The following is a 23,232-nucleotide window of genomic DNA, read 5'->3' as shown; positions in this document are numbered from 1 at the left end:
CGTAGTGAGAAGGGTTACCGCGTGACCGAAACCGATTCTGCACCCGTCGATCCCCCGATCCCGGTTCCCGACGTTCCCGGCGCCGACGCCACCGCGCGGGGCCTGCCGCGACGCCGCGATCTCACGGTGGCACAGCGGATGGTGGTGGACGCCTCGGCCGTCGCCGATCTGGGCCTGCGCACCGCCGTCGCCAGTATCGTCGGCGCGGCGATGCTGCCGCGGCTCGCCGGTGCCGCACTGCGCCCGAACCGGGTGCACGATGCGGACGCCGCACTCGATTTCTACATCGACGTTGCCGCTCAGCATGATCCGTTGCTGTCGTTCCCCGCACCGACCGCCCCGCCACGGGTCTCGACACGGCCCGCCAACGCGGTGGCGTCCTGGATCGCGCACGGATCGGTGTACAACATCGAGTTCGCCAGCAGCTTCCAGGCCGTCAATCCCGCGCTGCGCGCACAACGCGGCGCCTACGCCCGCAACAACGTCGTGCACGCCCAGCACTGGGTGCACGGGGACGGTCCGCGTCCGACGCTGTGCCTGATCCACGGTTTCATGGGGTCGGCGTACCTATTCAACGGGTTGTTCTTCTCGCTGCCGTGGTTCTTCAAGTCCGGCTACGACGTGCTGCTCTACACCCTGCCGTTCCACGGCAGGCGTGCCGAGGCGAACTCGCCGTACAGCGGGTACGGCTACTTCGCCGATGGGATGACCGGGTTCGCCGAGGCGATGGCCCAGGCGGTGCACGACTTCCGTTCGGTGGTCGACTATCTTGAGTCCACCGGGGTGGATCGCATCGCGCTGACCGGGATGTCGCTGGGCGGCTACACCGCCGCGCTGATCGCCGGGGTCGACGACCGGATCCAGGCCGTCATCCCGAACGTGCCGGTGGTGACGCCGGAAGCGGCGTTCGACGACTGGTTCCCGGCCAATATGCTGGTGCGGCTGGGGAATCGGCTGACCGGCGTCGACAAGGCCAAGTCCGACGCGGCGACACTGTTCCACTCACCGCTGAACTACCCGGCGCTGGTGCCCAAGGACCGTCGGCTGATCATCGCCGGGCTCGGTGACAAGCTGGCGCCGCCGCAGCAGGCCGAGATCCTGTGGCGGCATTGGGATCGGTGCGCGTTCCACTGGTTCCCGGGCAACCATGTGCTGCACGTCAGCCAGCCGGACTATCTGCGGCGGATGACGCGCTTCCTGCGGCCGTTCATGTTCTGACGCCCGCGCCCATCGGCCAGCGGAGTTCCTCGGCCAGCGCGGGGCCGGCGGGCTGATGGTCGCCGATGCGCCGTGCCGACAGCGGGTTCAGCGCGTCGAGCACCGCGCGCTGGCGGCCGCCGAGGGTGCCCAGCCCGGGAATCGGCGCGCCAGATCCCGGTCGCTCGGCGGTGCGCACCGCGCAGACCGCGGCCACCGTGCCGGGACCGAATTCCACTGCGGTCCAGATCTCCTCAGAAGGATGCGCCCAGACCGCGGCCAGCGCCTCCGGCAACGAGGCCGTCGGCATCCGGTAGGCGGTCAGGAATCCGGTGCCGTCGGTGATGGTACGCCAGGTCTCCTTGGCCTCGCCGGAGACCGGACGCGGGGCGACCTCCAGGACCGAAACCGTCCAGCCGTTCTCACGGAGGTGGTCGGCCAGTCGCCGGCCGACCACGTCGGCGGTGTCCTGCAGCGGGATCCGCGCCGAACGGGCCTGCAGCGCGGACAGATTCTGCGCGGCATCGAGGGTGAGGGTGATCCAGGTCCGACGCTCCCCGGCCCGGTCGCGGCTGGTGATCCGCACCTTGTCACAGCGCAACCCGTACCGATCGGTGTAGCCGGCGATCAGCGCCACCGGAAGCTCGTCGGATGCCGGTTCGTCGAGACGTAGCAGCACCGTGGCGGTGCCTGCATCGTCGCCGCTACCACCCTCGGAATGGTTACCACGCCAGATGGACCACCGCCGCGCCAGCTTGGTGGTCGCGAAATCTCCACGCCACCAAGCGAACAGCAGGATCACCACGGTGACCGCGACACCGAGAATCCAGCGCTGGGTCAGCGTCTCGTACGGGTATGCCAGCGCGGCGGGCACGATGAACAGCAGCGCCAGGGCGAGTCGGGCCGTCATGCGGCTTTGTCCTTCCGTCGGTGTACGGCGATCGCGGCGGTCACGATGGCGGCCAATGCAAGCACCCCGGTGCCGATGTACGCGACGGTCCGTGGTGTGGAGTCCTCTTGTGCCGGTTCCGGCGGCGCCGCAACGGGTCTGGTGGGCTCGGCCGGGCTGCCCGGCCCGGGCACATCCCAGGTCAGCGCGGCGACCGGGTCGATGGTGCCCGCGCCCACCAGCGAGGACGGTGAGCGGTCCGCGCCGCGCGCGGTGCTGGTGAGCCTGCGTACCACCTGTTCGGCGCTCAGTTCGGGAAAACGACTGCGCACCAGGGCCGCAACGCCGGACACATAGGCCGCCGCATAGCTGGTGCCGCTGACCGGCGCCAGCTCACCCTTCTCGTTGGGCTGTCCGTTGGCCGGTCCGCCGTCGGGGTTGTTGCTCACCGAGGTGATGTTCTCCCCGGGCGCTGCCAGGCCGAGCCACGGCCCGGACATGCTGAACGGCGCGGGCTGGCCGCCCGGGTTCAGTGCCCCGACCGACAGCACGTAGGGCTGCCACCACGACGGCGTCGACACCGAGGTGACCCCGGCCCAGTTGCGCGGATCATCGGGCCGGGCCGGATCGGTCAACGGGTTGGCCGCACAAGCAGTTCCGCCGGCGATACCGCCACCGGTGTTGCCGGCCGCGGCAATGATCACCACGTCCTTCTCGACGGCGGCATAGCGCAGTGCGGCACCGAGCGCGCTCTGATCGATCGAGGTATTCGCCGGGACGCACGCCACCGACGAGATGTTGATGATGCGGGCCCCGAGATCGGCGGCGCGTACCACGGCCCGCGCCAGCGTGGCGATATCGTTGCTGGCCTCCACGATCACCGGGTCCTGGCCCGGCTGATTCGGCGAGAACTTCTCCGAGGTCTGCCGGATGGCCAGCAGCTGCGCTCCCGGCGCGACACCGGAGAAGCCGTCCGCACCAGGCTGACCGGCGATGAGTCCGGCGACCATGGTCCCATGTCCGTCGCAGTCGGTCAGTCCGTCGGTGCCGGCAACGAAATCGCCGCCGGGCTCGACGTTGGGCAGCCGCGGCCCCGGTTGCACACCCGTGTCGATCACGGCGACGGTCTGGCCGTCACCGCGACTGTGCCGCCAGGCCTCCGTGAGGTCCAGCGTCAGCTGGTTCGGGCTGACGGCACCGGGATCGGTGCCCGGGATGACCCCGGTGACCGTGCAGGCCCCGCGCTGCGTCATGGTCTGCACAGGTCCGGCGGCACCGGACGGGGGCGCGGTGTCGGCGTCCACCTCGGGCGGGGTGATCGCGCCCGCGGCCGGGCAGCCCACGGCTGCGACCGCCAGAACCGCTGCCAGCGTGGCGGTTCCCCGGCGCAGCAGCTGTGCTGTCACCTGTTCAGCACCCACTCGAAGAGGCCGACCAGATAGGCGGCCACCGGGATCACCGAGGCGTCGACCGCGGAACTGGCGAAGCCGAACAGCCGGCGCGCGGGCAGCGAGTAGGTGTCCGGGGAGGCGATCCGCGGGTTCAGCGCGGCCACGATCCAGACGACGGTCACAGCCACCAGGGCCGCCAGCGCCCACCAGGCCGCCGCGTAACGCTCGGTGAGGGCGAACGTCACCAGCAGCGCGGCGGGCAGCAGGAAGGACTGGCTCAACAGCCACGCCTTGCACGCGGTCGAATCCCACACCCGGGCGCGCAGAGTGGTGCCCAGCGCAGCGGCGATCACCAGCACCCAGGCCCACGGGGAGGCACCCGCGGAGCCGACGAGGATCAGCGAGCCGGCCACCGACAGCAGGACACCGGCGGCGAGGAATCCGGTCTGGTGCGCGTCAGTGACGCGGATGCGGCGCGGCAGATCTTCGAGGACCCGCAGCGGCTGCGCCGACGGGGTCGGATCGCCCGGGGCCGGAATGGTCGGGACGGGCAACCGCGCCCACAGCGCCGACAGCCGTGCGGCCTGCACGGTCACCAGCAGGGCGAAGACGATGAGACCGGATCCGGTGCGGATATCGGTCATGTCCCAGATGGTGGCCAGTGCGGCGAACAGCAGCACGCCGAGTCCGAGCACCGTCGACGCGGTGAAGGTGGCGATGGCGCGTTCGAAGACGACGATGCTGATCACCGACCACGCGGCCACACCGGCGGCGGCCAAGAGCACCTGCGCGGCACCGAAATCGCCGGGGACGGCGAGTGCGAAGGCCGCGGCGACCGGGGCCAGGGCGGTGACCGCCAGCGCAGTGCCCAGGCCCGGGAACCGGGCTCGGGTGGCGAACGAGGCGATCACGGTCACCGCGGCGATACCGGCCACGGCGAACAGTCCGGCCGAGTGCCCGGTGACGACCCGGGCGGCCGTCGCGAGCGCGGTGCCCAGCAGGATCATGGCCAGCACGGCGACGGCGGCGGCGCGCTGGATCTGCGCCGGGCCCCAAGGCCGTTCGCGTGCGGCGGAGAAGATGACGGCGGCATCGGCGATGTCCTCGATGATGCGCGGGGCGGCCGGGCCGTTCGGGATGGCCTGCAGCGCAAGCAGATCACCGTCGACGACGCCGACGGTATCCAATGTCGCGTCCAGGCTGAACGGTGCGCCGCCGATCGGGGCGAGGCTCAGCCGCGCCGGTGCGCCCTCGGGAGCGTCTGCGGTCGGCAGCACGGTGCGCTGCACAGCCGGGATGATCTCGCGCAGCGGCAGTTCGGCGGGCAGCGCCATCTCGGTGAGCCGCCCGGCGCCGTCGGCGCCGTCCCCGGCGGCCAGCACGGCCACCCGCACGATCGGCATCACAGTGTTGTCGGGCATCGGTCTTCCGTTCTCTGGTCGAAATCTCGGTTCTGAAGCGCGCCGGGAAACCACGATCCGTGCGGCAGTGTTGCGATAAGTCTGTCGACCGCGGCGGCGATGGCCGCCGCGGTTCCGGGTGCGAACGTGGACACCCATTCGCCGTCGAAGGCTTTCGAGGGGCTCACCAGGATGCGGCCGGCCTCGGAGTCGACGACGCTGACGCCGACCTCGGTGCTCACCCGGTGACCGTCGCGGTGTTCGCCCGCGACGATCTCCACGTAGCTCCGTCTGCCGGTGAACACCGCCTCCACCACCGGCCGCGCCGAGGCCGGAATGGCCAGATATTCAAGCACTTCGGTCAGATCTGCCCCGTCGCGCAGCTTCTCGTCGGCACGGGCCCCGGCGCGGACGGGTACGGTGAAATCGTCGAAGGACGCCGCGCGCCGCCCGGCCAGGCCGGCCACGAGCACCGGCACCAGGTCGTTCGGGTGTAGCAGTTCCATCGCGGTGAAGGTCACCAGCCCGCCGCTGCGCAGCACGACCACCGAGGTCTCGTCGTGTCGCGCGACCAGACCACGCAGCATATCGCCGCGGGTCCCCACGATTCTCAACTCGAGCCACTGCCGCGCCCGGCAGGTCCGCTGAATCCACTGGGCGACAGCCGGGTTGATGACGCCGCTGCCGGACATCACTCCCAACCCGGTCAGCTCGGCGGCACGGTCGGCCGCGAACTGCCCGGCGGCCGCCGGCTCGCTGTAGGGCGGCGTGATCGCCAGCACCCACGGGAACGAGCCGCAGCCCAACTCTTCTGCAATGAACCACGCCTGCTCGACGGTCAGCTCGACCGCATTAGCAGCCATCTATCCCCATTTGGCGCCCTCTGCCCGGTCCCGGGCGTTCATCGACATGGTGTTGGTCTCATGGGTGCTCGCCATCGCCTGGTACGCACGCACCAGCTCGGTCATGCTGGCGTTCCACTGGGCCTGCCAGGCCTGGTAGGTCATACCGGTGTCGCCCTGCCAGGCGCCCGACAGCGCGGCCTGCTCGGCGGCGATATCCGCACCGACGGCGTTCAGCGCGCCTGCGAAACCGTTCATCTCGGCCGACAGCGCGAGCATGGCCGGGTAGTTGTACATGATCTGCGACATGTGGATTCTCCTGGTCGGCTTGCGTTATCAGATGGAGGTGTAGGTGCTGGCGGCCGCCGCGTCCTGCGCGACGTAGGTGCCCGCGGCATCGGCCAGGTTGGCCTGGGCGATATCGAGCAGGGCGTTCACCCGGGCCGAGACCTCGATGAAGCGGGCGTGCGCGGCCTGGAACGCGGCCGAGGACTCGCCCATGTGGAAGGCCTGTGAGGCCTGGGCGGCCTGCTCGGCCTGGGCGATGGTGCTGCGCATCAGCGCGGCCTTGGCGCCGAACGCCGACTCGGAGGCGACCAGCTGGGGGATGTGCGCGTCGAGCATGCTCATGGCATTTCCTTTCGGGTGAATCTGCGGGTAATCGTTGGAATCTGGGGTGTCCGGGGTGTGCTCAGTTGTGCTGTCCCCCTCCCGGCGCCGAAGGATCATCGGGACTCCAGGAGCCGGGCAACATGGGGTTGGTCGGCCCGTTGCCGAACGAATCCCCGGTCAGCTCCGTCATTCCGGCGGCGCCGTCGGTGCCGTCCCTGGTGAGGGTCCCGGTGAAGCCGATCGGTCCGGCACTCTTCTCGGAGGCCGTCACCCGAGGCTCCGGGCGTGGTTCGCGCGGTGCCGGATCCTGGTCGTAGTCCATGTATTCGTCGGCATAGGCGCGGTCCTTGATCTCGCCGCCCTTCTTGCGACGGCGTTTCCGGCGCTCGGCCGCCGACAGTGCCGCAGCCGAGGCGACGGCCGCCGACGATCCCGACGCGGGTGCCTTGGCGGACGTGCTGTCACGCACGGTCGGGCTGAAACCGCCGCCCGGGTGCCCGCCGTAGACGGCGTAGGCCATCGCCGGCGCGGCGGCCGCAGGTGCGGCGGCCGGTGCGGTCGCGGGTGCCGATGCGGGGGTGCCTGCCGCGGGCGCCGCCGCGGTCGGGGTACCCGCCGGGGCAACACTGGCCAGCGGCAGCGTGGCGTCGGGGCGTTGGGCGGCCGGAGCCTCACCGAGATCCAAAGGCGGCAGGTCGTCGAACTTCGGCAACAGTGTCAGCAGGCCGAGCATCGCCAACGCGATACCGCCGAGGATCGGGATCAGCAACGGCGAGAGGAACACACCGATCCAGGTGCCCCAACCGACCGGCTGCAGGATGGCCTGATAGGCGAGCGCGAACAGCATCGGACCCCAGGTGACCAGTGCCGCCGAGGGATTCGTCGCGAAGTCGATCAGCATCTGGCGCAGGATGCCGAGTGGGTTCTGGAAGAACTCCAGGATGAGGTCACCACCGGGCAGCGACTTGATGTACTGCTCCAGAAACTGCACGATGAAGTTCGAATCATTGAGCGCAGCAGCGGAGTTGACGGCCTGCGCCTGCGCAAGCAGCTGTGTGGACGCCGCACCGGCGCTGCCCGCCTCACCGACGCCCGGGGTCAGCAGCATGGGCGCGGGCTCCAGCACCGGCGTCGCGGCGACGGTGGCCGCGGACACCGCCTGATACGTGCTCATCGTGGTGGCGGCCTGGATCCACATCCGGATGTAGTCGGCTTCGGTGACCGCAATCGGGATTGTGTTGATACCGAAGAAGTTCGTCGCCAGCAGCGCACCGTGCAGGGCATGGTTGGCGGCGAGCTCGGCGAGTGTCGGCATGGTGACCAGGGCGGTGGTGTACGCGGCTGCCGCCGTCTCGTGCTGGGCCGCGGCGACCGCGCTCTTGGCGCTGGCCTGCGCCAGCCAGAGCAGGTAGGGCTGATGGGCGGCGACGTACTGCTCGGAGCTCGGGCCCTCCCAGGCGCCGGCGGCCACACCTCCCAGGGTGGCGACCAGTTCGGCTGCCGCGGAGGCATACTCGGTGCTCAGCGACTGCCAGGCTCCCGCGGCGGCCAGCAGCGACCCGGGTCCCGGACCGCTGCTGAGCAGCGCCGAATGAACCTCGGGTGGCAGTGCCATCCAGACAGGAGCGGTCATCTCAGCCGCCGCGCGCGATCAGGTACGTCGAAGCGGCCTGCGCGTCACCGGTGGCGTAGCTGGTGCCGGACTGCGCGACACCCATCCCGGCGCGGCCCAGCTCCTCCACGGCCAGCGCGGCGACCGCGCTGTGCTCGTTACCGGCGGCACTGAACCCGGCGGCCGTCTGCAAGGACACCGGATCGGCGGCCGGCGGCACCACGACGTTCACCAGCGGCGCCGCGGCGGCGTGCGCGGCGGCCAGCCGCGCGGTCAGCGCTTCCACCGCCGAACCGGCGGCGGCCAATCCCTCGGGGACCACACGCAGAGTCATCAGCTGTATTCCTTTCCGTTCGCGCTGGCAGGTGAAACTCCCTCGGGCACGAGCGGATTCACCAGTTGGACGTAGGTCGCCTCTTCGCTGTCGCCGAGCAGCATCGCCCGGCCCGCCGGCAGCCTGCTGAAACGCATGCCGCGGAGTTTGCCTCCGTCGGCCGGACTGCCCGACAACATCACGGTAGTCGCCTGCAGGTCGTTGAGGCGGCGCAACAACGGCGCGGTCATCACCGCGTGCGCCGATCCACTGGCCCTGGCGGTGACGATGACGCGCAGACCGAGGTCCCCGGCCTCGGCCAGCAGCCCCAGCAACGGGCTCCACGGCCGCTGTCCGGCATACGGTCCGCTGACCGCGGGACCATCCGGGATCTGGTCGACGTCGTCGATGATCAGATAGTGGGTCTGACCCTCGAAGCTCCAGTGACGCAGGTCTTCCGAGGACAGTCCGGCCGGCGGGCGGCGCTTCTCGATGAGCCCGGACAAGCCCAGCATCGCCGGGGTGATCCGGTCGATGTTCGGCGTGTATTCGTTGTCGGGGAACAGCGGCTCCTCCACCAGGTGCAGCCGCCGGTCGATGACCGTGAACGCGACCTGATCCGCGGTCGAGTTGTCCCGGATGCTGCGGATCAGATGCCGCAGCAGGGTGGTCTTGCCCGACCTGCTGTCGCCGAACACCATCATCAGCGGGTTGCGCGCGAAATCGATCGCGACCGGACGCAGGTCTTCCTCACGCTGACCGATGACCACCTGCTCGGGCCCCACGTAGACCCTGCCGACGGCGACCGGGCTGAGCTGGGTGGGCAGCAACCGGATCGCCGGGGCGCGCTCGCCGGGATGTCGGGCGTTGATGACCGCGATATCGCGCAGGTCCGGCGCGGCGAACAGGAAGTGTTCGGCGGCCATCGTCAGGCCGCGTCCCGGTTGATCGGCGGGCACACTGTCGGCCGGCCGGGTCAGCGCGCCGACCACCCGGACATTGCTGTCATGGGAGTCGTTGAGCTTGAGCTCAAGTCGCAGCCCGAGGCCGTCACGCATGGCCAGCGGCACCTCGAGCCAGTTCGGGGTGGTGATCACGACGTGGATGCCATAGGACAGCCCGGCGTTGACCAGCTCGGTGACCCGGGCCAGCAGCGGGTTGCGGGTGTTGAAGGTGTCGATGTTGTCGCGGCTGAACGCATACAGGTTGTCGATCAGCAGGAAGACTTCGCCGTAGCCGTCCTGGTAGCCGCCCGAGCCCGATCGTGCACCGGTCTCCTGACGGGTGCGCAGCAGCTGCTCCAGTTCGGCGAAGGTACGCCGAATCAGTTCGGGTTCCAGCGGTGTCGCGACGGCGCCCACATGGGCCAGGTCGGCGACCGCGCGCAGCTGGCCGCCGCCGTAGTCCAGGCAGTAGAAGCTGACCTCTCCGGGTGCGTGCAGCGCCGCGGCCGACAGCATGAACGTCTGCAGAGCAGTCGACTTGCCCGATTTCGGCCCGCCGTGGATCAGCAGGTTGCCCGCCGCGGTGCCGGCGTCGAACACCAGCGCATCGCGGCGCATCTCGAAGGGCTTGTCGATCTCGCCGAGCGGCCAGCGCCATTGCCGTTCACCGATCTCGGTGCGCGCCAGCAGGTCGACGAGGGGGATGGCCTCCTCCAGCGGGGGCAGCCACAGCTGTGGGGCGCGCGGACCGTAGTTGGCCAGCTGGTCTCCGATGGTGGCGATCAGCTTGCGCGGCGGCGGGACGTCCTCGACCTCACCGGAGCGGATGACGGTGTCCGGTGCCGGCTCCACCCAGCCCGCGGTGAACAGCTGCGGCTCGGGCACCGAATGCACGACCACGGAGTGTCCGGTGCGCGGCGGGTCGTAGATCCCGTCGACGTAGGTGCTGCGGAACTTGATCGGGTTCGCGCCGGGCGCCGGCACCAGGAATCCCTCACCCTTGTGCTCGCGGCCCGACTCGATCTGGAAGGCATCCTCGGTGCCGATGATCTGACGGCTGATCGACGGACTGGCCACCTTGAGGCCGATCCGGTACGAGGTGTTCTTGTCGATGTCCTTGATACGGCCCACATCCAGCGTCTGTGACGCGAACAAGATGTGGATGCGGAACGAGCGGCCCTTGCGGGCGACGTAGTCGAACAGCTCCGCGTACTCGGGGTGCTCGGCCAGCATCAGCGTGAACTCGTCGGCCACCACGAACAGCGTCGGGATCGGCGCCAGGTCGTGGCCGGCGGCGATCGCGGCTTCGTACTCGGTGACCGAGTTGAAGGCGCTGCCCTGCACGGTGCGGCCCGCCTCCTTGAGCAGCTGCTCACGCCGGGCCACCTCACCGCGCAGGGTGTCCGCGAAACGATCTGCCAACGACCGCTTTTCGGCCATGTTCGAGATGACCGCCACGACCTGCGGGAAGTGCCGGAAGATATCGGCGCCGGCCTCACCCTTGAAGTCGGCGTAGATGACGATGAGCCGCTCCGCGGAGTGCGTGGTGAGCAGCGACAACAGGATCGACATCAGGGTCTGGGACTTGCCGGAGCCGGTCATACCGATCATCAGGCCGTGCGGGCCCATCCCGCCCTCGGCCTCATCCTTGAGATCGAAGATCAGCGGTTCGCCGGTCGCGGTGACCCCGATGGGCACCCGCAGTTCCTCGTCGCGGTGCCGCGGGGCCCACAGTGCGGCCACGTCGAGCGCGGAGGCGTCCGGGATGCCGAACAGCGTGGTGAAGGTCGTGGCGCCGGTGGCTGCCGTACGGGCCTGCTCCGGGTTGGTGTCCCAGCGGGCCAGTCGGCGGGCCAGATGCGCGGCCTGCGCGCCGGAGAACGCGTCCGCGGTGTCGACGTAGGGCTGCCAGCCCCCGGTCTGCCAGCGCTCGATCCTGCCGTCGGCGATCTTCAGGATGGGCCGCTCCGGGTCCGAGTACTGCTCGCGGTGCGGCTCTTTGGCCGACCGGTGGATCAGGGTGACACCCGCTGCGCCGGTGCGTCCGACGACGGCGTCGGGATCGGCGTCGGGATCGTCGAGCAACACCAGCAGGTGCTTGCCCGAGGCCAGTGCGGCGCCGCTGAACGCGTCGCGCTCGTCGAGCACCGGGGCCAGCAGGCCGTGCAGGGCGTCTGCGGTGGTGGCCAGGTAGCGGGCCGGGCCGACTCCGTCGGCCTTGCCGGGGACATCGGTGTGCGGCAGCCACTTCAACCAGGACCAGTCCGGTGCCTCCAGGTCCGGGGTGCCCAGCGCCACGCCGAGCACGGCCGGGTCATGCCAGGTGACGGCCTGGGCGACCCAGGCGCGCAGGGCGTCGCGGACCTCGTCGGGCTCACCGAGCACGGTGATGCGGGAAACCTTGGCCAGATCGATCCCGGTCGGCGCGTTGCGCACCGTGCGGTGCACATCGAGCAGTCCGCGCAGGGTGGTGTGCGCCACCGGTTCCAGGTCGATCTCGTCGGCGGCGTCCTTGACCCGTAGCGCCGTGTTCAACGGCACGTCGGTCAGACCGGTCCGCACCACCAGGAAATCGGCGTCGCGGGGGTCGCGCTCCCACTGCCTGCGGGTGCCGGGCACCGCGGCGAGCAGATCCGGCTCGGGGTGCGACCACTCCAGCGCGGCCCGCTGATCGGCGGCCTGCGCGCGGACGTTGTCGCGGACCACCGACAGGTAGCGCAGGTAGTCGGCGCGTTCGGCGTCGACCTCCTCGGTGCGTAGCTTGTTGTCGGATCCGCGGTAGAGCGCGGTCGCGGCGAGCAGCAGCACGAACGGGAAGAACAGCATCGTCGGTGAGATCATCCGCATGCCGGTCGCGAACAGCGCCACGATCATGCCCACGATCAGGATGACGATCAGGTAGGGCAGCACCCGGCGCAGCAGCGACGGCGGCACCAGCCGGGGCAGCGACGGCGGCGCCTCGATGGTGATGGTGCCCTTGCGCGCCTCCGGGGCGGGCAGGCGGCGGCGAGCCTCGAAGATCAAGCGACTCATCAGTTTTCTCCCTCGCGGCCGGACGCGACCGCGGACGACACGGCATCGTGCGCGACGAGCGCATCAGCCCTGGAAAGGGTGGGACCGGCCGCGAACTGCGCGAGCACCGACCACGGCACCGCCAAGGGGGGCGGCGTCAGGCCCAGCGCGGCAACCGTTTTGGCGTCACCGGAGGTGTCCACGCCGTACCGCACGCCGGTATCGCTGACCCAGAAGGCCGATCCGGCCGATGGTGCGCCGGCGTCGGAGCCGGTCGCCTGCACGAAATAGCCGCTGCCGGGCGTCAGCGCCACCCGGTTGGCGGTCGATCCACCACCGGCACCGACCAGGTCCACGGTCCGCAACCCGTCGGGCAGCGGCAGCGCGGCACCGGAGAGCAGGCTCAGCGAGCTCTCGGTCGCATCGGCGGGCTTGGACCAGTAGGCGCAGGTGACCGGGGCCGGACCGGACTCGACCAGGCTGACCTCGTCTACCGGGTAGGCGTTGGTGTCGATACCCCCGACGACGGGCAGCTTCGCCACGTCGTCGGCACCCAGACGCGGCGGTTGCTGCAGCCCATAGGAATTGGAGTTGCGCAGGATCGCGGCCAGCACCGGTGACACCTGCTGCAGTCCGTCGGCGTGCACCGCGAAGTAGCGGATGGTGTTGTCGGCTTCGTAGGCGGCGACGACCGCGCCGACCGGGGCCGGGACGGGCAGCGCGAAGCGCGGCGGCTCACCGGCGCCCGGCAGCGCCGGGGCGACCAGCGGTGCGGACTCCGGGATGGCGTTGAACAGCCCGGGCGCGATCACCCGCGGCGTGGGGATGTCGGCGCCGAGCCCGAGGGCGTCGGTGACGGCACGGTTGCCGAGGTCGATCGGGCTGCGCTTGCCGTTCCACAGCAGCCAGGTGCCCGCATGCACGCCGCCGACGTTCTGCACGAGGACCGCGCGGTCGCCGGGCAGCGTGGCGGCCCGCTCCCCCTGCTGATCCGGCGTGCCGGCGATCAGGGTGACCCCGGTGGCGCTGCCGGAGACGGCATCGCACACCGTCCAGTTGGCGTCACGGGAGGTGTTCTGCACCATGCGTTCCGGGGCGCCGGGGATACCGATCAGGTTGCCGCGGGAGAATTTGTCGATCTCGCTGCTCTTGACCGTGGTGGGGTTGTCGGCCTGACCGGCGATCAGCCGGGCCGAGGTGAGGTTGAGCGCAGGGTGCACCACGTCACCGATGCGCACATACAGCGCGGAGGTGTCGCGGTCGGCCAGGATGGTCGAGCTTCCCGCGTCACCGCCGGGACGGATCAGGGAGAACACGAAGCAGCCTGCGACGACGGTGACCGAGACCAGGGCGCCGACGAGCACTGCGCGGTTCTGGGTGCGCAGCGGGTCGACGAGCATCCGGGTGTCGTGCAGCGCGACGCCGGACGCGATGCGGCGCATGACGAATCGCCAACCCGACACCTGGTGGCGGGTGACGAAGCCGCGCCGGTGCACGATGCGTTCGGGGTTCTCGTTGACCGGTGTGCGCGAGGTGAATTCGCGGCGGTCCTCTGGGCTATCACTCATTTCTGCGGCACCGACAGTCCGAGACCACGCAGCAACGGGGCCGCCGAGCGGCTCACGTCCTCAGCGGTGATCGCCATCAGTTCTTCGTCGGTGAAGTCGTCGGAATCTGAGTGGTCCAATCGGTATTCGCGTTCCTCTTCGGAACGCTCGACGAGGTTTCGGACGAATCGGCCGTTACCGGCGATGTCGAGGCTGCGCCGCGCGGTGCCGGTGGCATCCGGAGTGGTGCTGGCGGCCAGATGGGCGAACAGCGTCTCCATCTCGTCGTGGGCAACCTGTTCGAAGACGCTGTCCCGCTTCTCGGCCATCCGGGTCGCCATCTCGACGAGTTCCGGTGCGCTGTAGGACGGGAAGTCGATGCTGCGGGTGAAGCGGGACCGCAAGCCTTCGTTGGTGTCCAGGAAGCGATCGAGGTCGGCGCGGTAGCCGGCGACGATGACGACCAACCGATCGCGGTCGTTCTCCATCCTGGCCAGCAAGGTGTCGATGGCGACGAGGCCGAAATCGTTCTTGGCGCCGGTGGACACCAGGGCATACGCCTCATCGAGGAACAGCACCCCGTCCAGTGCGCTGTCGATGATGGCGTTCGTCTTGGCTTCGGTCTCGCCGATGTGCTGGCCGATCAGGTCGGCGCGGTGCACCTCGCGCACCGTCTCCTTCTTCAGCAGGCCGAGCCCGCAGTAGATCTTGGCGACCACCCGGGCAATGGTGGTCTTACCGGTTCCCGGCGGGCCGGCGAAGACCAGATGGTTGGTGCGCTGGGCCACGGCCAGCCCGCGTTCCTGACGCCGGATCGACATCGCCACAGAGCTTTTCAGACGCGCCACCTGATACTTGACCTCTTCGAGACCGATGAACTCGGCCAGTTCGGCCTCGGCTTCGATCAGCAGGTGCGCCTTGCGTTCCTTGGCACCCGGGTCGACGAAATCTGACTCGCCCGGTTCGGTCGCGGGATCCCACGGATTGCTGCGTGCCTCGATCCGCGCGGCGGTGGTGGTGTCCAGCCCGAATGACTTGTCCGACAACGCCTCTTGGACCCCGACGTGTTCCGGGTTGGCGGCGTACAGTTCGGCCAGCACGTCGGCGGCCTCGTCGTCCTCACCTTGCGCCCGCAGGCACAACCCCTTCACCAGACCACCGTCGACGGCGGCGACAGCGACCGGACCTTCCGGATTCTCCAGGTGCGACAGCGCGGGAGCGAACATTGCGAGGTGTGCCAGCGCGATGGCAAGGGTCACCCTGGCCGCGTGGGCGTAGTGCTCGTCGAGTTTGGGATCGTTGACGATCGGAGTGAGGGTGCGCACCACATCCGACCAGCGCCGGCTGCGGTGATAGAGCGCGACCCGGACCCAGCGCGCCTGCAGCCAGGCGGGACGGCGTGAGATCAGTTCCTCGACAAGCTGGTCGGCCTCGGCGAACTCGCCGGCCTCGCCGAGGGTGGCCGCATACGCCAGCGCGATATCGTCGCGGCTGGTCGCCCGGAACTGCAGGTACAGGCCGGTGTCGTAGGTGAACCCGAGATCCTCGGCGCCCAGCTCGATTTCGCGGGTGAGCGCGCCGATGGTGCCCAGGGTGCGCCAGATGGTGGCGATGACACGTGCGGAGTTGTCGCCGGCACCGGCGGCCGCCAGGCCGATCCAGGCATCGCACTGTTCGCGGGCGATTCGGGTCAGCTCGGTGAATCCCGAGCGCGCGGCGGCCAGGTCCGCGGGCCGCTGCCGGTCGTTGACCGACAGGCCCAGCGATCGACAACAGGTCGCAAACCTGTTCACCACGTCGCGATCGACGCGTGTTCCCCCTACGCTCGAGGTGAGCGTGTCACTGACCGTATCCATATGTCATTCGCAAAGAAGCGCACGCCCCCCTGCCGTCTCCTTAAGTATGCCTAGGCTAACTCCGCAGAAGTTAGCATTGCATTAACTAACCTGTCGAGACGTTCGGGCACCACCGGGCGCGTGACGGCCGTCACCGGATGGCACCCATCCATCAGCGACGATGGGTTACCGGTGCCCGGCGGGATTGACCTCGATCAACGAGGTTTTCAGCAAATTCGCCCCGGAAAGGGTCAGACCAGTGGGCGACCGGTTCGGATACGCCAGTTCAGATCCATGAGCAACACGTTGAACGGGAACTGCCGGAGCGCGCCGGGGATCACGTTGTTGACCACCCGCAGCGCGCCCATCAGCCGGTCGAAGCGACGCTGACGCTGCGGATCCCAGGGCAGCCGCATCTCGTCGCGGAACCGTTGGGGCAGGAAGCCGGTGGTGATGAGTCCGGCGGTGTCCTCGTGCAGTCGTTGCAGGGGGCCGGGCAACCGAAGCCCGCGCAGCCGGCCCACCGCGATCGGATACAGAGATTCGCGGATGGTGTCGTCGATGTGCACTTTGTCCAGCTGTTCGGTCCAATACGCGTCGAAGGCGGCGCGGTCGGCCGGCCACATCTCGGCGGGCACCTGCAGCGTGGTGCCCAGCGTCATCCCGTTCACGTAGTGGCGGTCCGCCGTGTCCTGGTCCATTTCCCCGACGAACATCCGCTGGATGTCGACCGAACCCTTGTACAGGCAGGCGGCCACCCACATCTGCAGGTCCTTGTCGAAAGCGTTGTATTGCACCGGGCTCCCCGGCGTGGACCGCACCTGTGCATGGGCCGTGTTCACCGCTCGCCGGAACGCGGCCTTCTGCTGGTCGGTACCCCGGCCCGCGACGGCCAGGTAGGTGAAGGTGGTGCGAGCGCGCTTGACGGGATGCCGGTCGACGCGGCCGCTCTCGACCGTGCTCTCCTGCACGCCGTAGCCGACACCGGGGCGGGCGAGCTGCATGACCACGTTCGCCGGCCCGGCCAGCAGCGCCACACCCATCAGCCCGTCGTCGACGGTGGCGCCCCAGCGTCGCCGGCGGGCCGGCACGCGGACGGTCTGGCTGATGGGACGTTCGGTGATCGTCATTGACACCTCTGCGAATGAAAGTGAGAACGAATGTTTCCTGATATTGCCCAACGCAGTGGACGGGTGTCAAGATGGATCTCGTGACCCAGGTCCGGCCCTACCGCGGCGTTGCAGCGCCGCAGCGATTGGCCGAGCGGCGCCGTCGCTTCCTGGAGGCCGGGCTGGACCTGCTCGGCGAGACATACGACGAGCTCACGGTGCGTGCCATCTGCCGACGGTCAGGTATCGCGACACGGCACTTCTATGAGGCGTTCGCCGACAAGGACGAGTTCGTCGCGGCGGTTTTCGATTCGGTGATCGGCGAGATCGCCGGCACCACTCAGGCGGCGGTCGCGGCCGTCCCGCCACCAGAACAGAACCGGGCGGGCATCACCAATCTGGTGCGGATCATCGGCGATGACGCGCGGATCGGACGGCTGCTGTTCGACCCGCAACTGTCCAACGCCATCCTGGTCCGCAAACGCGCCGAGTTGGGTGGGTTCTTCGCCGTGCTGGCCGGCCAGCATGCACAGACCGTGCTGGGCCGGGAGGACAGCGACGAGATCACGGCGATCGCGCACTTCATCGTCGGCGGTGTCAACCAGACCATCCACGGGTGGCTCACGGGCGCCATCGCGCTGACCCGCGACGAGTTGATCGAGCTGCTGACCGCCTTGCTGAATACCTTTCCCGACCCTCGGCGGGCAGGAGCGTAGCGACCCGGGGAATCGGTCGGCGGGCTGGGGGTACCTCCCGCTAGCGGGGGAGAGCGTAGCGACCCGGGGAATCGGTCGGCGGGCAGGAGCGTAGCGACCCGGGGAATCGGTCGGCGGCGTTAGACGACGGCGCGGGGACGGCGGTCGGCGGCGGTCTTGGGCACGGTGGTGGTATCAGACTCCGTGAATTCCTTGATCCAGCAGGCAAACTCCAGGGTGATGCCATCCGGATCCTGGAAATAGAAGGAACGGACGTACACACCCGGATGCAGGGTCCGCGAGGCCTGCCATTCGCTCTCGTCGTGGTTGAGCACCGGCCCGACGCGCACGCCTTTGGCCTTCAGCTTCTCCCGGTACTCGTCGAACTTCTCGGCGGGCACATGGAAGGCGAGGTGGTTCATGGTGGTCACCGCGCTGGTGATCTCCCCGAGGCCGGGCAGCGCGACCGGCGCGGAGATGCCGGGAACGCCGTCCGGGGCGTCGGTGAACCAGAAGAAGGCCACGCAGTCGCCGTTGCCGGCGTCGAAAAAGAAATGCTGCCCCATCCCACCCGGGAGATCGAGCGATTTGATCAGCGGCATACCGAGCACGCCGGAGTAGAAGTCGACAGTCCGCTGCATGTCCGAGCACACCAGTGCGACGTGGTTGATGCCTCCGAGGGCGAACTCGGAGTTGGGGTTGTCGGGTTTGATCATGATGATTCCCACCTCTGGCGCAGATCCGAATCTGAATCTAACATCAGATTCAGATTCGATCAACGAACTCCGGGGAAAGGGTTCCGTGACCGCACGGGTAGAGCTGCCCACCGCACGCGGGCGACAAACACAGGCCGCCATCGATGCGGCGGCGCGCACTGTGATCGCGCGCAAGGGAATCCTGGCCACCACCATTGCCGATATCGCCGCCGAGGCGGGCCGATCCACCGCGTCGTACTACAACTACTACGACTCCAAGGAGGCGATGGTCCGCGAGTGGGCCGTCCGTTTCCGCGACGAGGCGCGCGAACGCGCCATGGCCGCCGCCGAACCCGGCCTGACCGACGCCGAGCGTGCGCATGCCGCCGCCGCCGCCCATTGGAACACCTACCGGCACCGCCTCGCCGAGATCATCGCGGTCTCGCAACTGGCCACGGTCAGCGACGATTTCGCGCAGTACTGGGCCGATATCTGCGCCCTGCCGATCGCCCTGATCACCAAGATGGTCCAGCAGGCCCAGCGCAACGGCTGCTGCGCCGGCGATGACGCGCACCTGATCGCCGTCGCCCTGGTGTCCATGCTGAACCAGTTCTGCTACACCCAACTCTCGGGCACCGGAGCACAGACCGCCGACGACGACGCCTGCATCGCCACCCTGGCCGCGATCTTTCACCGCACGATCTACCACAAGGAGACAGCGCAGCCATGACGCCGAAGGGCCCGACGCCGGGGGTGACCCGGGAATTCGTCGGAGTGGACTCCCCGACCGCCCGCCGTGCCGGCGCCGGCGGACACCCATGCCAGGGTCTCTACCATCGCGGGGTCGGCCGCAAACCCAAGGTCGCGGTGATCGCGACGCACTATCAGATCGATTTCTCCGAGCACTATCTCGCCGATTACCTGGCGACCCGCGGGATCGGTTTCCTGGGCTGGAATACCCGATTCCGGGGTTTCGAGAGCACCTTCCTGCTGGACCATGCACTCGTCGACATCGGTGTCGGGGTCCGTTGGTTGCGCGAGGTCCAGGGCATCGAAACCGTGGTGCTGCTGGGTAATTCCGGGGGCGGCTCGCTGATGGCGGCGTATCAGGCCCAGGCCGTGCACCACCACGTCACCCCGCTCGACGGGATGCGCCCGGCCACGGGTCTGACCGACCTGCTCCCGGCCGACGGCTACGTCGCCAGCGCCGCTCACCCCGGCAGGCCAGATGTCCTCACCGCGTGGATGGACGCCTCGGTCACCGATGAGAACGACGCGCTGGCCACCGATCCGGACCTCGACCTTTTCAGTGAGCGCAACGGCCCGCCCTACGCTGCCGACTTCATCGCCCGCTACCGCGCCGCGCAGATCGCCCGCAACGAGGCCATCACCGACTGGGCGGAGGCCGAACTCAGACGCGTGAAAGCCGCCGGGTTCTCGGACCGCCCGTTCACCGTGCTGCGCACCTGGGCGGATCCGCGAATGGTCGATCCCACCCTGGAACCGACCAAACGCCAGCCCAACCTGTGTTACGCAGGACCGCCGGTCAAGGCCAACCGGTCGGCCTACGGCATCGCGGCCGCGTGCACGTTGCGCAACTGGATCGGCATGTGGAGCCTGCGCCACGCCCAGACCCGTGCCGAACCGCATCTGGCACTCATCGACTGTCCGGCGCTGGTCATCAACGCCGATCAGGACACCGGCGTCTACCCCTCGGACGCCCGGCGCATCCATGACGCGCTGGGCAGTGCGGACAAGTCGCGGTTGTCGATCGACACCGACCACTACTTCACCACTCCGGGCGCCCGCAGCGAGCAGGCCGATACCATCGCCAAGTGGATCGCGAAACGGTGGCGCTGAGAGTCCTCGCACATTTCACCCCGGGCCGGCGGGTCCTCGATTTCGTTGCCGCAGAATCGGATTGGCTGGACGTGCGGTGGTGCGCAGAGGACGATGACGCCACCCTGCGCCGCGAGTTGCCCGGTGTCGACGTGATCTGGCATGTGCTGCGGCCATTGTCGGCCGCCGATCTGGAACTCGCCGCGAAGTGCCGGCTGGTGCACAAGCTGGGCGCCGGGGTGAACACCATCGATGTCGACGCGGCGACACGCTGCGGCATCGCGGTCGCGAACATGCCCGGCGCGAATGCGCCGTCGGTCACCGAGGGCACCCTGCTGCTGATGCTCGCGGCGCTGCGCCGGTTGCCGGTCCTGGATCGCGCCACCCGCGAGGGCCGGGGCTGGCCGTCGGATCCGGGCCTCGGTGAGACGGTCCGCGATATCGGCGGGTGCACCGTCGGGTTGGTCGGCTACGGCAACATCGCCAAACAGGTCGAGAAGGTGCTGGCGACGCTGGGCGCGCGGGTGCTGCACACCAGCACCCGCGACGACGGCCACCCGGACTGGCGGCCGTTGCCGGCCCTGCTCTCCGAGAGCGACATCGTCTCGCTGCATCTGCCGTTGACAGCCGCGACCCGGCATCTCATCGACGAGGATGCACTGGGCCTGATGAAACCCGATGCTGTGCTGGTCAACACCGCCCGCGGGCCGATCGTGGACGAAGAAGCCCTGGCCGCCGCACTGCGGGAAGGCCGACTGGCCGCCGCCGGGCTGGACGTCTTCGCCGCCGAACCCGTCGAGCCCGGTAATCCGCTGCTCGACCTGGACAACGTGGTGCTGACGCCGCACGTCACCTGGTACACGGTCGACACCATGCGCCGCTATCTGGAGGTCGCGGTGGACAACTGCCGCCGGCTACGGGACGGCCGGGAGTTGGCCAACGTGGTGAACCAAGTCAGCTAGGCCACTGGTGTGGCCCCTGTCACCGCGGGGTACCCTCGATACCCAACCGACCGGTTAATAGGGAAGTTGCCCCATGGAGGTTAAGCGTGCCCATCGCGATCAACTCTGAACACAATGACCTGGCCGATTCGGTCCGGTCGCTGGTAGCCAAAGTCGCCCCGTCAGATGTCCTGCACGAGGCACTGGAGACGCCGATCTCCAATCCCCCGCCGTACTGGAAGGCCGCCGCCGAGCAGGGCCTGCAGGGCGTGCACCTGTCCGAGACCGTCGGCGGGCAGGGTTTCGGCATTCTGGAACTGGCCATCACGCTGGCCGAGTTCGGCTACGGCGCGGTGCCGGGACCCTTCGTCCCGTCGGCGATCGCCAGTGCGCTGATCGCCGCGCACGACGCCGAATCGCCGCTGCTGGGCGGCCTCGCGTCCGGTGACACCATCGCCGCGTACGCGATCGATTCCGGCCTGACCGCGACCCGCCAGGGCGACAAACTGGTCATCCGCGGCGAGGTGCGGGCCGTACCGTCCGCGGCGCAGGCGTCGCTACTGGTCCTGCCGGTGTCGATCGAGAGCAGCGAGGAGTGGGTGGCGCTGGACGCCGACACGCTCGAGATCGAAGACGTCAAGAGTCTCGACCCGCTGCGCCCGCTCGCGCATGTGCGGGCCAACGCGATCGAGGTCGCCGCCGACCGGGTGCTGTCCAACCTGAGCCGCGACCACGCCAAGGCGCTCATCAGCACGCTGCTGTCGGCCGAATGCGTCGGCGTCGCCCGCTGGGCCACCGACACCGCGACCGAGTACGCCAAGATCCGCGAGCAGTTCGGCCGACCCATCGGGCAGTTCCAGGCCATCAAGCACAAGTGCGCCGGCATGATCGCCGAGACCGAGCGGGCCACCGCCGCGGTCTGGGATGCCAGCCGCGCGATCGACGAATTCCACTCTGGTTCGGCTGGCGGCAATCAGGATTCCAAGTACGCATTCGCCGCCGCGGTGGCCGGCACGCTGGCCCCGGTTGCCGCTCAGCACACCGCCCAGGAATGCATCCAGGTACACGGCGGTATCGGCTTCACCTGGGAGCACGACACGAACGTCTACTACCGGCGGGCCCTGGTGCTGGCCGCCTCGTTCGGGCGGGCCGCCGATTACCCGCAGCGAGTCGTCGACACCTCGACCGCCAACGGTCTGCGCAAGCTGGACATCGACCTGGACCCCGACACCGAGAAGGTCCGCGAAGAGATCCGCGCCGAGGTGGCCGGTCTGAAAGCGATTGCGCGCGAAGAGCGCAACGCGGCCATCGCCGAGGGCGGCTGGGTGCAGCCGCACCTGCCCAAGCCGTGGGGCCGCAATGCCGCACCGATCGAGCAGATCATCATCTCGCAGGAGTTCTCCAGCGGGCGGGTGGCCCGGCCACAGATGGGTATCGCGGCCTGGATCATCCCGTCCATCGTCGCCTACGGCACCGAAGAGCAGCAGCAGCAGTTCCTGCCGCCGACCTTCCGCGGTGAGATGATCTGGTGCCAGCTGTTTTCCGAGCCCGGCGCCGGCTCCGACCTGGCCAGCCTGACCACCAAGGCCACCAAGGTCGACGGCGGATGGCGCATCACCGGCCAGAAGATCTGGACCACCGGCGCGCAGTTCTCCCAGTGGGGTGCGCTGCTGGCCCGCACCGACCCGTCCGCACCGAAACACAATGGCATCACCTATTTTCTGATCGACATGAAATCGCCCGGAGTCGAGGTGAAGCCGCTGCGTGAGCTCACCGGTGACGCCATGTTCAACACGGTGTTCATCGACGATGTCTTCGTGCCGGACTCGATGGTGCTCGGCGAGGTGGACCGTGGCTGGGAGGTCAGCCGCAACACCCTGACCAACGAGCGGGTGTCGATCGGCAGCGCCGAGCCGCCGTTCCTGGCCAGCCTGGAGCAGTTCGTGGAGTTCGTGCGCGACGGTCAGTTCGATCAGATCGAGCAGAACCATGCGGGCAAGCTGATCGCCGAGGGGTACGCGGCCAAGGTGCTCAACCTGCGCTCGACGCTGCTCACGCTGGCCGGCGGCGATCCGATGCCTGCCGCGGCGATCTCCAAGCTGCTGTCCATGAAGACCGGCCAGGGCTACGCCGAGTTCGGGGTGTCCTCGTTCGGCACCGACGGCGCGATCGGCGACAAGGAGCAGGATCCGGGCAAGTGGGCGGAGCGGCTGCTGTTCAGCCGGGCCACCACGATCTACGGCGGCACCACCGAGGTGCAGCTCAACATCATCGCCGAGCGTCTGTTGGGCCTGCCCCGCGACCCGTAAGCCGTGTACCGCACATGGCCGCCACATCGCATGATGTGGCGGCCATCTGC

The 23,232-nt window shown here is 69.0% G+C and carries 19 protein-coding genes; 6 read left to right on the top strand and 13 right to left on the bottom strand.

Annotated elements, in window-relative coordinates; translation table 11 throughout:
• Positions 1-21: 21 nt before the first annotated feature.
• Entirely contained in the window at positions 22-1,218 is a 1,197-nt protein-coding gene (locus C6A86_RS02075) for a S9 family peptidase (RefSeq protein WP_105361518.1), read from the top strand.
• Here C6A86_RS02075 and eccE read toward each other — a convergent pair.
• The 12 genes from eccE to C6A86_RS02015 form a co-directional block, all read right to left on the bottom strand.
• Complete coding sequence (eccE, locus tag C6A86_RS02070; protein ID WP_105361517.1) at positions 1,208-2,107, bottom strand: type VII secretion protein EccE; 900 nt, start codon at positions 2,105-2,107, stop codon at positions 1,208-1,210. The genes C6A86_RS02075 and eccE overlap by 11 nt on opposite strands.
• A complete protein-coding gene (gene mycP, locus C6A86_RS02065; RefSeq protein ID WP_105361520.1) occupies positions 2,104-3,480 on the bottom strand; it encodes a type VII secretion-associated serine protease mycosin in 1,377 nt (458 codons plus the stop codon). The genes eccE and mycP overlap by 4 nt, the downstream gene beginning before the upstream one ends.
• Before the next feature lie 8 nt (positions 3,481-3,488).
• Positions 3,489-4,898 (bottom strand): type VII secretion integral membrane protein EccD, encoded by a 1,410-nt coding sequence (gene eccD / locus C6A86_RS02060; protein ID WP_311101006.1) that lies wholly within the window; start codon positions 4,896-4,898, stop codon positions 3,489-3,491.
• Positions 4,880-5,740, bottom strand: a complete 861-nt coding sequence (locus tag C6A86_RS02055; protein WP_105362392.1) for an ESX secretion-associated protein EspG — start codon at positions 5,738-5,740, stop codon at positions 4,880-4,882. The genes eccD and C6A86_RS02055 overlap by 19 nt, the downstream gene beginning before the upstream one ends.
• Complete coding sequence (locus C6A86_RS02050; RefSeq protein ID WP_057170423.1) at positions 5,741-6,028, bottom strand: WXG100 family type VII secretion target; 288 nt, start codon at positions 6,026-6,028, stop codon at positions 5,741-5,743.
• 27 nt (positions 6,029-6,055) lie between these two features.
• Positions 6,056-6,349 (bottom strand): type VII secretion protein EsxS, encoded by a 294-nt coding sequence (locus tag C6A86_RS02045; protein WP_105362393.1) that lies wholly within the window; start codon positions 6,347-6,349, stop codon positions 6,056-6,058.
• 61 nt (positions 6,350-6,410) lie between these two features.
• Positions 6,411-7,964, bottom strand: coding sequence for a PPE family protein (locus C6A86_RS02040; protein WP_105362394.1), 1,554 nt, complete (start codon positions 7,962-7,964; stop codon positions 6,411-6,413).
• A gap of 1 nt (position 7,965) precedes the next feature.
• Entirely contained in the window at positions 7,966-8,277 is a 312-nt protein-coding gene (locus C6A86_RS02035) for a PE family protein (RefSeq protein ID WP_105362395.1), read from the bottom strand.
• Positions 8,277-12,233 (bottom strand): type VII secretion protein EccCa, encoded by a 3,957-nt coding sequence (eccCa, locus tag C6A86_RS02030; RefSeq protein ID WP_105362396.1) that lies wholly within the window; start codon positions 12,231-12,233, stop codon positions 8,277-8,279. The genes C6A86_RS02035 and eccCa overlap by 1 nt, the downstream gene beginning before the upstream one ends.
• Positions 12,233-13,780 carry a type VII secretion protein EccB gene (eccB, locus tag C6A86_RS02025; protein ID WP_105362397.1) on the bottom strand — a complete coding sequence of 516 codons (1,548 nt, stop codon included), beginning with the start codon at positions 13,778-13,780 and terminating at the stop codon, positions 12,233-12,235. The genes eccCa and eccB overlap by 1 nt, the downstream gene beginning before the upstream one ends.
• Positions 13,777-15,615, bottom strand: coding sequence for a type VII secretion AAA-ATPase EccA (eccA, locus tag C6A86_RS02020; protein WP_199196111.1), 1,839 nt, complete (start codon positions 15,613-15,615; stop codon positions 13,777-13,779). The genes eccB and eccA overlap by 4 nt, the downstream gene beginning before the upstream one ends.
• A 230-nt stretch (positions 15,616-15,845) precedes the next feature.
• Positions 15,846-16,724 (bottom strand): oxygenase MpaB family protein, encoded by an 879-nt coding sequence (locus C6A86_RS02015; protein ID WP_105362399.1) that lies wholly within the window; start codon positions 16,722-16,724, stop codon positions 15,846-15,848.
• Between the two features lie 71 nt (positions 16,725-16,795).
• Here C6A86_RS02015 and C6A86_RS02010 point away from each other — a divergent pair, with 71 nt between their 5' ends.
• Complete coding sequence (locus tag C6A86_RS02010) at positions 16,796-17,419, top strand: TetR/AcrR family transcriptional regulator (RefSeq protein ID WP_105362400.1); 624 nt, start codon at positions 16,796-16,798, stop codon at positions 17,417-17,419.
• Positions 17,420-17,538: 119 nt separating this feature from the next.
• Here C6A86_RS02010 and C6A86_RS02005 read toward each other — a convergent pair whose 3' ends face one another.
• Complete coding sequence (locus C6A86_RS02005; RefSeq protein WP_105361509.1) at positions 17,539-18,114, bottom strand: VOC family protein; 576 nt, start codon at positions 18,112-18,114, stop codon at positions 17,539-17,541.
• An 85-nt stretch (positions 18,115-18,199) separates the two neighbouring features.
• Between C6A86_RS02005 and C6A86_RS02000 the strand changes: the two genes are divergently transcribed.
• From C6A86_RS02000 to C6A86_RS01985, 4 genes are all read left to right on the top strand, one after another.
• The gene (locus C6A86_RS02000; protein ID WP_233212830.1) at positions 18,200-18,823 is read left to right on the top strand and encodes a TetR/AcrR family transcriptional regulator; all 624 of its coding nucleotides are present in this window, start codon (positions 18,200-18,202) and stop codon (positions 18,821-18,823) included.
• A complete protein-coding gene (locus C6A86_RS01995) occupies positions 18,820-19,953 on the top strand; it encodes an alpha/beta hydrolase (RefSeq protein ID WP_105361508.1) in 1,134 nt (377 codons plus the stop codon). The genes C6A86_RS02000 and C6A86_RS01995 overlap by 4 nt, the downstream gene beginning before the upstream one ends.
• The gene (locus C6A86_RS01990; RefSeq protein WP_233212831.1) at positions 19,929-20,894 is read left to right on the top strand and encodes a 2-hydroxyacid dehydrogenase; all 966 of its coding nucleotides are present in this window, start codon (positions 19,929-19,931) and stop codon (positions 20,892-20,894) included. The genes C6A86_RS01995 and C6A86_RS01990 overlap by 25 nt, the downstream gene beginning before the upstream one ends.
• An 86-nt stretch (positions 20,895-20,980) precedes the next feature.
• Positions 20,981-23,182, top strand: coding sequence for an acyl-CoA dehydrogenase (locus tag C6A86_RS01985; protein ID WP_311101005.1), 2,202 nt, complete (start codon positions 20,981-20,983; stop codon positions 23,180-23,182).
• Positions 23,183-23,232: the final 50 nt, after the last annotated feature.

The sequence above is a fragment of the Mycobacterium sp. ITM-2016-00316 genome, assembly GCF_002968335.2.
Classification (GTDB): domain Bacteria; phylum Actinomycetota; class Actinomycetes; order Mycobacteriales; family Mycobacteriaceae; genus Mycobacterium.
This window is presented reverse-complemented; position numbering and strand designations above follow the sequence as displayed.

Excerpts from the sequence above, each read along its gene's own strand:
- eccE (WP_105361517.1), bottom strand. The coding sequence starts at position 2,107 with ATGACGGCCCGACTCGCCCTGGCGCTGCTGTTCATCGTGCCCGCCGCG.
- eccD (WP_311101006.1), bottom strand. The coding sequence starts at position 4,898 with ATGCCCGACAACACTGTGATGCCGATCGTGCGGGTGGCCGTGCTGGCC.
- C6A86_RS02055 (WP_105362392.1), bottom strand. The coding sequence starts at position 5,740 with ATGGCTGCTAATGCGGTCGAGCTGACCGTCGAGCAGGCGTGGTTCATT.
- C6A86_RS02050 (WP_057170423.1), bottom strand. The coding sequence starts at position 6,028 with ATGTCGCAGATCATGTACAACTACCCGGCCATGCTCGCGCTGTCGGCC.
- C6A86_RS02045 (WP_105362393.1), bottom strand. The coding sequence starts at position 6,349 with ATGAGCATGCTCGACGCGCACATCCCCCAGCTGGTCGCCTCCGAGTCG.
- C6A86_RS02040 (WP_105362394.1), bottom strand. The coding sequence starts at position 7,964 with ATGACCGCTCCTGTCTGGATGGCACTGCCACCCGAGGTTCATTCGGCG.
- C6A86_RS02035 (WP_105362395.1), bottom strand. The coding sequence starts at position 8,277 with ATGACTCTGCGTGTGGTCCCCGAGGGATTGGCCGCCGCCGGTTCGGCG.
- eccCa (WP_105362396.1), bottom strand. The coding sequence starts at position 12,233 with ATGAGTCGCTTGATCTTCGAGGCTCGCCGCCGCCTGCCCGCCCCGGAG.
- eccB (WP_105362397.1), bottom strand. The coding sequence starts at position 13,780 with ATGAGTGATAGCCCAGAGGACCGCCGCGAATTCACCTCGCGCACACCG.
- eccA (WP_199196111.1), bottom strand. The coding sequence starts at position 15,615 with ATGGATACGGTCAGTGACACGCTCACCTCGAGCGTAGGGGGAACACGC.
- C6A86_RS02015 (WP_105362399.1), bottom strand. The coding sequence starts at position 16,724 with ATGACGATCACCGAACGTCCCATCAGCCAGACCGTCCGCGTGCCGGCC.
- C6A86_RS02010 (WP_105362400.1), top strand. The coding sequence starts at position 16,796 with ATGGATCTCGTGACCCAGGTCCGGCCCTACCGCGGCGTTGCAGCGCCG.
- C6A86_RS02005 (WP_105361509.1), bottom strand. The coding sequence starts at position 18,114 with ATGATCAAACCCGACAACCCCAACTCCGAGTTCGCCCTCGGAGGCATC.
- C6A86_RS01995 (WP_105361508.1), top strand. The coding sequence starts at position 18,820 with ATGACGCCGAAGGGCCCGACGCCGGGGGTGACCCGGGAATTCGTCGGA.